Below are 12,525 nucleotides of genomic sequence, written 5' to 3'. Positions count from 1 at the left end.
TGCTCCTGAGTTTGCGTGCTGGCAAAACTTGCTTTTCTCCTAAAGTGGTTTCTAGCACAGACAGTAGTCGATGTACCCAATCATGAGCACAGGAGCGGTCAAAGTTGAACAATACACTCAGCAAGTCAAACGTCGGATAACATTTGCAGTACAGCAGGATATAAAATAGTTTTTCCTCTATACTTCTGAGTGTAGGCTTGCGTCCGCCCCCGGGCGCACGTTTGCGGTTTGCTAAGGAGTTGAACACGGTGCGTTCATAGGTATCAGCAAACTGAGATAACAGCTCGTTGAATGCTTGGCGGTTAAGTCCAGTCATTGCTCGTAGCAGTCGCTCTTGATTCAGGATGCGGTCTAAGTTCAACATTAATGTCACCCTACTTGTCTGCTTGATTATTATCCCTTATTTTCCAACAACTCTATATTATATGGAATACACAATTCAAGAACTGCTGCAAAATTTAGTAGATATGGGTGGTTCAGACCTGCATCTATCTGCAAGTTTAAGACCCTATTTTCGCATTGGTGGAAAACTGACTCCTATAGGTAATGAGATATTAACACCAAATGAATGTGAAAGACTGATTTTTAGTATGTTGAATAATGACCAGCGTCACAGGTTAGAAAAAACCTGGGAGTTAGATTGTTCTTATGAAATAAAAGCTCTAGCACGTTTTCGAGTTAACGTCTATAAAGAAAGGGGCAATTATGCAGCTTGTTTACGAGTTTTAAGTTATAAAATTCCCAATTTTCAAGAGTTAGGTTTGCCCAATATTGTTCGAGAAATAGCAGAAAAACCCAGAGGACTAGTTCTTGTTACAGGTCCCACCGGTTCTGGTAAAACCACTACCCTAGCTGCAATGATTGATTTAATCAACCAAAATCGAGCTGAACATATTCTAACCATAGAAGACCCAATAGAATTTGTGCATGAGCCAATTAAAAGTTTAATCCACCAACGGCAATTAGGTGAAGATACACGGAGTTTTGCCAATGCTTTAAAAGCAGCTTTACGAGAAGATCCAGATATTATTCTCGTGGGTGAAATGCGGGACCTAGAAACGATTTCTTTAGCTATTTCCGCTGCGGAAACAGGTCATTTGGTCTTAGCCACATTACATACTAATTCAGCAGCACAGACGATTGATAGAATCATTGATGTTTTTCCTGCAGAACGACAAATGCAAATTAGAGTACAATTATCTAACTCCCTATTGGCAGTTTTCAGTCAAATCCTAGTCCCTAGAAAAACCGTTAGACCAGGTGGATCTAGTCAGGTAATGGCACAGGAAATTATGATAGTTACTCCAGCAATTGCTAACTTAATAAGGGAAGGAAAAATAGCCCAGATATATTCCTTTATTCAAACAGGAAGTAAATTGGGAATGCAAACCTTAGAAAAAGCCCTATATGAGCTATTTAAAGCTGGTCTTATTTCTCAAGAACTAGCACTTTCTAAGACATCTAGACCGGATGAAGTGCAACGGTTAATTGGTATTTTGTAATCGGTATTTTGTAATTACTAAAAATCTCCTACCTAGAAAACTATGGATATTTACATTGCTGTTGTTCAAAACTCTCAAGGTAAAACCAAAACCCAGAAATTAATGGCTAATTCCCTAACTGAAGCACAAAATAAACTCCGCTGTCAGGGACTAATGGTGAAAGCTCTCAATAAATACTCAAAATCATCCATCAAAAAATCTCCTAGATTAAACTCACATTTATATTGGCAAAAGTTCCAGGACTATTTTTCCCATTACTTAGTGAGGGTAACAGTCCAAGATAAGGCGATTTTTTCCCGGCAATTTGCCACCTTAGTTAATTCAGGGGTGACAATCATAAAATCTTTGGATATTATTTCTCTACAGTGTCCTAACCCCAAATTGAAAAAAGCCCTAAATCAAATATCTACGGATATTAAAACAGGAATAAATCTTTCCGATTCCATGAAAAAGCACCCCGATTGTTTCGATGCTTTATATATTAGTATGGTGCAAGCTGGAGAAGCAGGAGGAGTGCTTGATGATGTTTTACATCGATTGGCTAAATTATTAGAAGACCTGGCTAAACTACAAAATCAAATTAAATCTGCTCTCTCCTATCCTATATTTGTAGGTTGTTTCGCCATAGCTATTGCTTTGGCAATGACAATTTTTATCATCCCCATTTTCGCCAATGTTTTTAAAAACATGGGAGTAGAATTACCAATAATCACAAAAATTTTAATCAGTTTTAGTCAAACTTTAAATAGCTGGGGTTTTCTGGTAATAATTACACTAATAATTATGGGATTACTTGCTATTCAACAATATTATAAAACCAATGGGGGCAAACTAAAGATTGATTGGCTATTTTTAAAAATTCCCCTACTGGGAAAATTAATGCAAAAGTCTTTTGTGGCTAAATTCAGCAGAACCTTTGCCTCCTTGATTCGTTCTGGAGTACCCATGATCACTAGTTTAGCAATAGTCAAAAACACATCGGGAAATCAGGTCATTGCTAATGCTATTGATTATGCTAGGAAAGACCTAGAAAAAGGGGGTATGCTCAGTCAATCTCTGAATAAAAGCGGGGTGTTTCCACAAATGGCAATTCAAATGATGATAATTGGGGAAGAAACCGGGGAACTAGATGAAATGCTAATGAAAATTGCGGATTTTTATGAACATGAAGTGGAGCAAACTATCAAATCAATTCTCAGTATATTGGAACCAATCATGATTGTACTCTTGGGAGGGATGGTAGCGACAATTTTGCTGGCTATGTACTTGCCAATGTTTAGAATGTTTGAAAACATAGGATAGCCAGTACATTTACCCATCTCCCCACTTTCTAGCGAACAAACTGAGGCATAACTTCTGCTGCGGTAAACAAACCGTAAATACCTTTTTTGTGGAATTGATACCCTGCTTTCAAGTAACCAAAAGCAGGTCCACATACATTAGCCGCCATACTAGTCTCATCCCCTAATGTAAAGGTATGAGTAGAAATTCTGCCCTCAAAAGTGCGTCCAGTAATTTTGACATTAGTACTAAGGGGCTTTTTCGGGTTACGAGTATCAACCACACCACCCACTGTCACCCTATCCCGTGGACATATACCAGCAATTTCTAGCATTACATCATCAGCATGTTCCATATTTTCTAGGGTTAGCACTCCATTAGTTTTGTCTAGTAGTGCTTCTACTTCCTCGTCGGTCATTCCTCTGGCAATTTCTACGTTATAACCAGGTATGTGCGCGATATCTTCCCTAATAGTAGCGCGGTAAGCTTCCCAATTAGCAATACCTACACCAAAAGTAATTTCTACCTTATGAATTTCAGCATAGCTTTGAGCTGCTAAAGCAGCAGCAGCAGTTAAAAGTCCAGGAGTTGCTCCACAACCGGTCATATAGGTAATTTGCGCCATCTCCAGTTCTTTTTTCATGGCAAGAAGCTGCTCTACTGCACTGGTGCGTTTAATAGCATCCACCAACACACCTTGCCAACCAGCAGTGATAAATTGTTGGGTCACTTTGGGGATAAAATCATTAGGAAGGTTAGGTAAAGCCAGAAAATAGGCATCCACCCCTGGAGCATTAGCAATTAAATCCTTAATGCTATGACTACTTAAATTACCATGGGAATTCAAGTAACCAACTGATCCCTGTTCTTGATAAGTAGTAATGGCGAAACTTGTGTTTAAACCAACTGTTGAGTAGGCGTAGCCTTTTTGATCTGCAACTGCTACTAGAAGCATTTCCCGTTTCCCAGACAGAACTTTAGCTGCTGCTTGTCCAAGTCCGCCAAAGCCCAATACTCCAATGCGAAGAGGTTGACTAGTAATTCCTGTATTCATCGTGGTTTTTGTATCTTGGGTCATGGTTAATTATGCTTCATTTTATCGGTTATTCATAAATATTTTTTGGGAATTTCTCCGGAGATGTCTCTTTAATTGTTGTAACTCTGCCTAGTAAGTTATCGTAAAGTGTCAACAATCACCAAATCTCTAAGATGAGTGATTCTACAGACAGCTAATTAGTACATATCTACCATGTTGAAGATCCATGAGCAATTATCACCCCTGTCCTAAAAACCCTTTGACAATTCATACCAGTAATGGACAAATCAGAAATTCCAGTCTGTGCGACTTCTGCTGGAATGAATACTGCTTTTGCTGGTCAAATTACTGTATAGATGAGTGGCTTGAATTACAAAATAAGTATATGCAACGGCGGTTACAACAAAAAACATCAAACATAAAAACGTAAAAAATACAAACCTTCAAATAAGTCAATTTTTGTTAACTCACCTTGTCAAGTTATGTAAGTAAACTTGATAAAGAGTTTGCACTCTTTGTAAATGGGTGGGTGGAATTAAATATAAGATGAACGTAGGTTGCAACACCCCCACGGGTCTCGTTACTTGACCCATCCTACAAATAATTGTGCCTCCCTACTTAAAGGCAAAATAATGAATTTACGGCAGATATATTGCAACAAAACAGGAGTGATTAAGTGAATATGGAAGGATTATTTCAGCGAACGGGAGTTATGCGGCAACATTTATTAAATTTATATCAAACTACTATAGCCTTGCCATGGATCCCTTCTGATTTATTACCACAAGTCTTTAAAGAGCTGCATACCACATTGAAAATGTTGCTTGGAGCTATAGATGAACTTCATCAACAAAATGAAGAATTTGTACAAACTCGTAATTTAGTAGAAATAGAACGTCAACACTATCAGGAATTATTTGAGTATTTACCAGTAGGTTATTTACACACTAACCTCCAGGGAATAATTGAAGATGCTAACCAAGAAGCAGGAAGATTATTGAATATTAGTCAAAAATTTCTAGTTGGTAAACCCCTAATTAGTTTTATTGTTCAGGAATGCCAACAGTATTTTTGTCGTGAACTTATTGAATTATCTAAATCCGATCAAGTTAGACAATTGTTTTTAGTTTTGAAACCGCGTTATGTTAGTTCTTTTGATGCCTGTTTAATAGTTAGATCTTGCTTCAATTTACATAGCAATCAAAGGAATTTATACTGGCTAATTCAAAAATCATCTACATCAAGAACTGTGGAAATGACAGCAATTGATATGCACCAAGAAATATTACAAGATCGCCAAGTGCATAAATATTCTAAAAGGGATAATATTCCCTTAAGTAATACATACTTTGGATACGTCCTACAGGGTTTGGTGAAAATCAGTACATTAAGTCAAACGGGTACAGAAATTATGATAGGTTTGGCAACCTCCGGAATGATTTTTGGTTCCACTATGACCAATCTACCGCTTTACGAAGCTACAGCTATTTCTGATGTTGAGCTAGTCCTAATTTATGTATCGGAAATGCGAGCTATTCCTAATCTGAATCAAATGCTGTCACCAAAAATTAAACAGCGATTACAACAAGCAGAGTCTTTTTTATTTATTATTAGTCATTATAATGTGGAAGATAGATTAAGCAGTTTATTAGAAATGTTAAAATTAGAATTTGGCGAACCAGTAGTAGAAGGAACAAGGTTACTTTTTTACCTGACTCACGAGGATATTGCCACTGCTTGTAATTCTACAAGAGTAACTATTACTCGCTTACTCAATAGACTACAGAAACAGGGTAAAATAAAATACGATACTAATAAGCATATTATAATTTGCGGTCCACAATGATGAAAGGTAGCGTTCTTTGCTGCACCAACTTACTTATTCCAGAAACCTGAACTAGTTCCCAACCTTGATGAAATATTTCGTCAATCGGTACCATTTCTCCTTGGGTGGTCATAAATTTGTGATCCTTAGTTGCTCTGATTGTTGAACCGTCGTCTAAACAGTATTCGTATAAATCCTGCACCCCTCTATCATGCCATTGACCGATAGGTTGGGTGTAGACGTTACCACTCTCGTTCAGACTAAATACTGTACAAACCATCTGCTTGTTCACAATTTCTCCAATGGGCACAAATCCATACTCCAGGGTTAAAACTTCCGTTTCATAACTCAAACAATACTCAGCGAATTTTAACATATCCGCAAATAATTGTTCAGCAACTTGTTTTTTGACCCCGTTTTTTGTTGCTCCATCAATAAATTTTTCCTGCTGTTTTTGCATTTCTGCTACCTTCTTTTTCCCCATAGCACGACGTAGCAGATCTGCTTGTCCGAGAGAGTAGCCAGCCATATCTTGAGCAATTTTCATAATCTGCTCTTGATAGACCATAATTCCGTAGGTTTCATTTAGTATGGGTTGTAAAATCTGGGATTCGTAATCAATAGGTTCCCGACCATGTTTACGATTAATAAACTTAGGTATTAACCCAGCATCTAGGGGACCGGGTCTATATAGAGCTAAAATTGAAGAGATATCTTCAATATTGGAGGGTTTTAGATCTCGAACAATTTGTTTCATTCCCGAAGATTCTAATTGAAATACACCCTCTAAATCTCCTGATTCCAGCAGAGAATAGGCTTGAGCTACATCTTTAGGTAAGGTGCTATATTCACCTTTAGCTAGGATCTTTTGAGCTTTTCTTTCTTGACGGGTAATATCATCTGGATCTATTGTATAACCTCGGTTTTGTTCAATTAAATCTATAGTTTTTTGAATTAGGGTCAGATTTCTCAGACCCAAAAAGTCCATTTTCAACAAGCCCAGAGACTCCAAATCCTCCATAAAATATTGAGTAATAACCGAACCATCATTGTTCTTCTGCAATGGCACAATTTCATCTAATGGCTCGGAGGAAATTACCACTCCTGCTGCATGAACACCGAAGGTTTTGTTAGTTCCCTCAATGCGCATAGCCATATCTATCCAACGACGAACATGCTGTTCCTTATCATATTTGGCCTTGAATTCTGGTTCTGGAGTTTCATCAGAAATCATTACCTTAAGTTTTGTGGGTTTTCCCCTGACTACAGGAATCATCTTGGCCATTTTGTCTGCTTCACCATAGGGGATATCTAATACCCTGGCTACATCTTTCAGGACTGCTTTTGATGTTAAGCGGTTAAAAGTAATGATTTGGGCAACCTTATCCACACCATATTTTTCTGTTACATAACTAATGACTTGATCCCGTTTTTCAATACAAAAGTCTGTATCAATATCAGGCATAGATTTGCGCTCTGGGTTCAAAAACCGCTCAAATAGTAGTCCGTGATGTACGGGATCAATATTGGTAATTCCCATAGCATAAGCCACCAATGAACCAGCTGCTGACCCTCGACCTGGACCTACAGGAATGTTATGATCTCGGGCAAATTTAATGTAGTCCCAAACCACTAAAAAGTAGCTGGAAAAACCCATTTGCTCAATCATTTTTAGTTCATATTCTAGTCTTTCTTTGTATACAGTATCCACCTCATTACGAGATTTACGATTTAATCTTTTTAATAGTCCTTGCCAAGCTACTTCTTCTGTATAAGTATCCGGTGTGTGTCCTGTGGGAATGGGTGGTGCAGGAATTTTGGGTTCGTCCATAATATTATAGACTTCCACTTTCTCTGCTACTTCTGTTGTGGTAGCAATGGCTTCAGCAATTACATCATCTGTCAGGTGATCTCGAAATAGTAACTGCATTTCTTGAGTGGATTTTAGGTACTCAGTACCGCTATACCGCATTCGCTTATCATCTGCAATTAGTTTACCAGTTTGAATACAAAGTAGGGCATCATGGGCTTCTACGTCAAAACAGGATATGTAATGGGAATCATTGGTGGCAATAAATTTAATGTCTAGTTCTCGGGCAATTTTTACAAGTTCTACATTGACAATTCTATCTTCCTGAGAGCCATGATCTTGAATTTCTAAATAAAAGTCTTCTCCAAATACTTCTTTATACCAGGTGGCAACTTTTCTTGCTTTCTCTAATTTCCCTCCCAGTACTGCTTGGGGAATTTCTCCTGCTAAACAAGCGCTCGTTACTATTAGACCTTCTTTATGTTCTTTGAGCAAGTCTTTATTAATACAAGGACGAGAAAAAATTCCTTTTCCCTGGGTTCCTTTTAGATGAGAAATGGTGGTTAGTTTGACTAGGTTTTTATAACCTTTGGTGTTTTTTGCCAACACAACTTGATGGTATCTCGCACGACGTTCTTGTTTTTCAATGTCTCCGTTGATGATATACATCTCGTTACCTATTATTGGCTTGAATCCTGGTTTGCTACGACAGATTTTAATTAGCTCTATCGCTCCATACATTACGCCATGGTCTGTCAATGCTAAACTGTTCATCCCTAGGGCGATCGCTTGCTCTACTAACTCTGGTATTTGACTAGCGCCGTCTAGTAAACTGTAGTCACTATGAAGGTGTAAAGGTACAAAGGACATAAAATAAATTTATATTAGTTGAAGTTAGTTTAACTTGGTTAAAGTTAATTATTTAGGTTTCTATTATAGCCTTTTTTACAATTATTGCCACCCGGTAAAAAACTAAAAAAACTCAACTATAGGGGGAAGATGCGCACGCCATCACTAGTTTCAAAGACAAACAGATTGTTTAAATCCAAACATATTTTTAATTTTTCTCCGGGGTGTAAATGTCTATCTCTCTCTACCTGCATGTTAATCAACCCGGGACAACTAGGTAACTCCACACGAATCAATATTTCCTTTCCTAAAGGTTCTACAACCTTCACTTCTACCCATAGTTCTCCTGGTTCTTTCAGTATATTCTGGGAATCAGTTTCTTGACAAATTATACGAATATGCTCTGGACGAATACCTAAGTGATAATTTTGTCCAGGATAAACTGCGCTAACAACTGCAATCTGATTGGGAATAGCTAATAACTGTCCACCCACATCAAACATATCCTCTTTCACTGTAGCAGGTATAATGTTCATGGGTGGATTACCCAAAAAAGTCGCTACCATCTGATTTGCGGGTAGGCCATATATGCTCTGAGGATCCCCAATTTGTTGAATTTTGCCCCGATTTAAGACTACAATTTTGTCCGCTAAGGTCATTGCTTCCACCTGGTCATGGGTAACATAAATGGTGGTAATCTTCAATTTTTGATGTAATTGTTTTAACTCGGTTTTCGTATCATCCCGTAACTGCGTATCCAGATTAGACAAGGGTTCATCCAGTAAAAATACTTGAGGTTGACGGGCGATCGCCCTGCCTAATGCTACTCTTTGTTGTTGACCCCCGGATAATTGCTTTGGTTTTCTGTCTAGAAGATGTTCTAAGGAGAGGGCCTTAGCAACGGACATGATCCTAGATTGAATAGTTTTGCGGTCAACCTGGCGCATTTCCAGACCGAAAGCTATATTCTCAGCAACGGTTTTATGAGGATAAAGGGCGTAATTTTGAAACACCATCGCCACATCCCGGGATCTAGCTGGTATATTATTAACCAGGCGATCGCCTATATATAAACTACCTGAAGTTATGGTTTCTAGGCCTGCAATAGTTCTCAGAATGGTGGATTTGCCACATCCTGAAGGACCAACCAACACCCAGAACTCACCATCTGGAACTTCAAAGGAAATATTCTCAATTGCTGTAACTTTGTCAAATTTCCGTTTGACATCATCCAAAACAACTTTAGCCATGCCTTCATTTCCTCACTTTATATTTTCTATGATATTATATGTACCTAACCGATGGATGGCAAAATTGACCACCAACATCCAAATCTCAAATTTTAATATCTAATTAATTTAATGCAATTCCAAATAAGAGAATCCAGATCTATACTAGCTTCTTCTTTATTATTAATTGCCCCATTTTTCCTTTGGGGTACGGCAATGGTAGCTATGAAAGGAGTAATTCCCCATACCACACCTCTATTTATGGCAGGTGTGCGTTTAGTGCCAGCAGGAGTGCTTATTTTAATAGTCGGTGCATTTATGGGTAGACATCAACCTAAAGGATGGTTAGCATGGTTATGGATTGGATTATTTGCCGTGGTTGATGGCACCCTATTCCAAGGTTTTCTGGCGGAGGGGTTAGCTAGAACCACTGCGGGTTTGGGTTCTGTAATGATTGATTCCCAACCTTTAGCTGTTGCTCTATTATCATGGTGGTTGTTTCAAGAACGTATTGGTCTATGGGGATGGTTAGGACTGGCATTAGGAGTGATTGGTATCAGTTTAATTGGGTTACCCCAGGAGTGGATCTGGCATTTTATTCACTCAGGTGTGGTGACCAATAGTACCAACAATAATTTGTTTGATAATTCATTACCCTTATTTGCTAGTGGCGAATGGTTAATGTTACTGGCAGCTTTATCCATGGCACTGGGAACAATATTAATTCGTTTTGTTAGTAAATATACTGACCCTGTAATAGCTACCGGATGGCACATGATTTTGGGAGGAATACCACTTTGGGGAATTTCTTCTTTCCTAGAAGTTGACCAATGGCAAAATATACTACCCGCTGATTGGGTGGCATTAACTTATGCTACCGTATTAGGCAGTGCGATCGCATACGGTTTATTCTTTTACTTTGCCTCCACTGGCAACCTAACAAGTTTAAGTTCTTTAACCTTTCTCACCCCGGTATTTGCATTAATATTTGGTCATATTTTACTGGGAGAGGTTTTGACTGGGATCCAATGGATAGGAGTTATGATCACACTGATTAGCATCTATTTAATTAATCAAAGAGAAAATCTACCAGGACAGGAAGACCGGAAAGTGGAGACCATTAATGGCTAATGAAAGAAGCGGTCTAAAGCAGCTTTTAGTTGCTCCATTTCCGCATCAATGTTACCATTTTGGGCAGCTCGGCTAATACATTCGGTTAAATGTTCATCCAGGACGATGCGAGCAACTTTATCTAATGCACCTCGAACCGCAGCTATTTGTAATAATACCTCCGGACAGGGGCTGTTTTGTTGCACCATGGTTTTAATACCGCGAATGTGTCCCTCTATGCGGGATATTCGGTTGACAATTCGTCTTAGTGATTCTTCCGTATGAACATGAGGATGAACTGTTCCCACTAACCCCGAATTGTGACCTGGATGTTGTTGATGGTCATGGTTATGATGGTGAGTATGTATATCCTGGGGAAAATCATCAGCTAAAGTATTTGACGGGTTCATAAGATTATTTGTGTTTGAGTATTAGTATTAATATTACCTAAAACGTTAGTAACTAGACTGAAACTGAACGAGTTTCTGATCCTCCGATAATAACCCAATTTAACCAAGATTTGTTAATGTTTTCAAGGACTTCAGGTCCAATATAATATGTCAGGAAAATATGACATTTTCACGAAATCTACCCGAAACATTTTCCTCATTGGTGCTACTATTTCTAGTGTTACTGTTAGTTTTCCTTAAATCTCCCACGCCAAAAGTTTTGTCACTTAGTTTTTGAATTTTATCTGGCGATCGCTAACGAAGGTACAGGGGTGTCTATTGCTGAAACCCTATTGGTACGCCTTGTACTAGTTGCATTTTAGACACGGTTGGGAAAATTGGCAGTAGTATGCTCCTAAGACAGGCAATCAATAGTTTATGGACGCTAAAATGATCAGCAATATAGCTTTTAACATCATAACTGATAGCTTACAGACATTCTCTCTGTCAGATAAGTTTTGGCGGTCCATAGATAGCTCCTTTGGAACAAGCTATAATCGCACCATCGCTGAGTTACTAAGAGGAAAGTGGGAGAAAGGGGACTTTAGTGATTTACCACCCATACAAATAGTTGATAGCGCCGTTCTAAGTGGTGGAAAGGGAGCTTATTCCCGGAAGGAAAATACAATTTATTTATCTAGTAACCTGGTTTGTAATGTAGAAGCCATTAATAAAGTAATTATAGAGGAAATAGGGCATTATGTAGATGCTCAGATTAATCAAGTAGATAGCCCTGGGGATGAGGGGGCAATATTTGCAGCGTTGGTGCAAGGTAACGTGTTATCTGCCAATGTATTAGCAGAATTAAGAAATGAGGATGATAAAGGTTGGCTAGAGGTAAATGGTCAAAAGCTAGAGGTAGAGTATAACCACACCACAGTGAGTTTATCCCTCACTTCACCCACCACAGTTACAGAAGATGGATCCCAAAACCTATTTTATGTATTTAGTCGCACTGGGGATATAACTAATTCGCTAACTGTCAACTTCGAACTTCCACTATGGAACTACGACTACGAGAGTGATATGAGCATCAGAAATGCCACCATAAACGACGACTACGTGCAACGGGGAGCCACCAGTTTTGACACTACTACTGGTAGTGTGACGTTTGCAGCAGGTTCCAGTATGGTTATTCTGAGTTTAGATCCCAGTTCAGATGTGGTTAGTGACGGGAATAAAACTGTGGAACTAGTCGTTGGGTATAGAAGCGATTCAGTGACTGGCACTATTTTGGATAATGACGTGGTGCCGGGGACTGTGGTTAAAGGTAATATTGCAAAGAGTGAATACTTTAGGACACGGCATGAGTATCGTAATAGTGGTGCATTTGCGGCGCTAAAAAGCGATGGCTCTGTTGTTACCTGGGGTGACTCTGGTATTGGAGGGAACAGCAGTAGTGTAAGCGGCACTCTGACATCCGGTGTCACCCAG

The 12,525-nt window shown here is 38.7% G+C and carries 9 protein-coding genes and 1 pseudogene; 5 read left to right on the top strand and 5 right to left on the bottom strand.

From position 1 onward, the window contains the following. Positions 1 to 364: transposase family protein (locus tag ASL19_RS16515; RefSeq protein WP_161808566.1), on the bottom strand; the 364-nt coding region annotated here is incomplete at its 3' end. Positions 365 to 425: 61 nt separating this feature from the next. On the opposite strand from ASL19_RS16515, the gene ASL19_RS03175 reads away from it, so the two are divergent. Next, a complete protein-coding gene (locus tag ASL19_RS03175; protein WP_057177260.1) occupies positions 426 to 1,502 on the top strand; it encodes a type IV pilus twitching motility protein PilT in 1,077 nt (358 codons plus the stop codon). A 42-nt stretch (positions 1,503 to 1,544) separates the two neighbouring features. Beyond that, a complete protein-coding gene (locus ASL19_RS03170; protein ID WP_057177258.1) occupies positions 1,545 to 2,804 on the top strand; it encodes a type II secretion system F family protein in 1,260 nt (419 codons plus the stop codon). A 28-nt stretch (positions 2,805 to 2,832) separates the two neighbouring features. Here ASL19_RS03170 and ASL19_RS03165 read toward each other — a convergent pair whose 3' ends face one another. Then, positions 2,833 to 3,837, bottom strand: a complete 1,005-nt coding sequence (locus tag ASL19_RS03165; RefSeq protein ID WP_040008332.1) for a saccharopine dehydrogenase-like oxidoreductase — start codon at positions 3,835 to 3,837, stop codon at positions 2,833 to 2,835. Between the two features lie 664 nt (positions 3,838 to 4,501). On the opposite strand from ASL19_RS03165, the gene ASL19_RS03160 reads away from it, so the two are divergent. Beyond that, complete coding sequence (locus ASL19_RS03160) at positions 4,502 to 5,665, top strand: helix-turn-helix domain-containing protein (RefSeq protein WP_082604644.1); 1,164 nt, start codon at positions 4,502 to 4,504, stop codon at positions 5,663 to 5,665. On the opposite strand, the gene ASL19_RS03155 is transcribed toward ASL19_RS03160, so the two are convergent. Both ASL19_RS03155 and ASL19_RS03150 read right to left on the bottom strand, forming a co-directional pair. Continuing rightward, positions 5,643 to 8,324, bottom strand: coding sequence for a trans-splicing intein-formed DNA polymerase III subunit alpha N-terminal partner DnaE-N (locus ASL19_RS03155; RefSeq protein ID WP_057177256.1), 2,682 nt, complete (start codon positions 8,322 to 8,324; stop codon positions 5,643 to 5,645). The two genes, ASL19_RS03160 and ASL19_RS03155, sit on opposite strands and share 23 nt — an antisense overlap. Before the next feature lie 116 nt (positions 8,325 to 8,440). Continuing rightward, on the bottom strand, positions 8,441 to 9,553 hold the full coding sequence (locus ASL19_RS03150) for an ABC transporter ATP-binding protein (protein WP_057177255.1): 1,113 nt from the start codon (positions 9,551 to 9,553) through the stop codon (positions 8,441 to 8,443). Between the two features lie 111 nt (positions 9,554 to 9,664). Between ASL19_RS03150 and ASL19_RS03145 the strand changes: the two genes are divergently transcribed. After that, on the top strand, positions 9,665 to 10,663 hold the full coding sequence (locus tag ASL19_RS03145) for a DMT family transporter (RefSeq protein WP_057177254.1): 999 nt from the start codon (positions 9,665 to 9,667) through the stop codon (positions 10,661 to 10,663). Here ASL19_RS03145 and ASL19_RS03140 read toward each other — a convergent pair. Continuing rightward, positions 10,660 to 11,052 (bottom strand): metal-sensitive transcriptional regulator, encoded by a 393-nt coding sequence (locus tag ASL19_RS03140; protein ID WP_057177253.1) that lies wholly within the window; start codon positions 11,050 to 11,052, stop codon positions 10,660 to 10,662. The two genes, ASL19_RS03145 and ASL19_RS03140, sit on opposite strands and share 4 nt — an antisense overlap. A gap of 417 nt (positions 11,053 to 11,469) precedes the next feature. On the opposite strand from ASL19_RS03140, the pseudogene ASL19_RS03135 reads away from it, so the two are divergent. Further along, a pseudogene (locus tag ASL19_RS03135) lies at positions 11,470 to 12,525 on the top strand (hypothetical protein); the annotation flags it as partial.

Origin of the sequence: Cylindrospermopsis sp. CR12 (assembly GCF_001432185.1) — a bacterium.
Classification (GTDB): Bacteria; Cyanobacteriota; Cyanobacteriia; order Cyanobacteriales; family Nostocaceae; genus Raphidiopsis; species Raphidiopsis raciborskii.
This window is presented reverse-complemented; position numbering and strand designations above follow the sequence as displayed.

Excerpts from the sequence above, each read along its gene's own strand:
- ASL19_RS03155 (WP_057177256.1), bottom strand. The coding sequence starts at position 8,324 with ATGTCCTTTGTACCTTTACACCTTCATAGTGACTACAGTTTACTAGAC.
- ASL19_RS03165 (WP_040008332.1), bottom strand. The coding sequence starts at position 3,837 with ATGAATACAGGAATTACTAGTCAACCTCTTCGCATTGGAGTATTGGGC.
- ASL19_RS03145 (WP_057177254.1), top strand. The coding sequence starts at position 9,665 with ATGCAATTCCAAATAAGAGAATCCAGATCTATACTAGCTTCTTCTTTA.
- ASL19_RS03140 (WP_057177253.1), bottom strand. The coding sequence starts at position 11,052 with ATGAACCCGTCAAATACTTTAGCTGATGATTTTCCCCAGGATATACAT.
- ASL19_RS03170 (WP_057177258.1), top strand. The coding sequence starts at position 1,545 with ATGGATATTTACATTGCTGTTGTTCAAAACTCTCAAGGTAAAACCAAA.
- ASL19_RS03160 (WP_082604644.1), top strand. The coding sequence starts at position 4,502 with ATGGAAGGATTATTTCAGCGAACGGGAGTTATGCGGCAACATTTATTA.
- ASL19_RS03175 (WP_057177260.1), top strand. The coding sequence starts at position 426 with ATGGAATACACAATTCAAGAACTGCTGCAAAATTTAGTAGATATGGGT.
- ASL19_RS03150 (WP_057177255.1), bottom strand. The coding sequence starts at position 9,553 with ATGGCTAAAGTTGTTTTGGATGATGTCAAACGGAAATTTGACAAAGTT.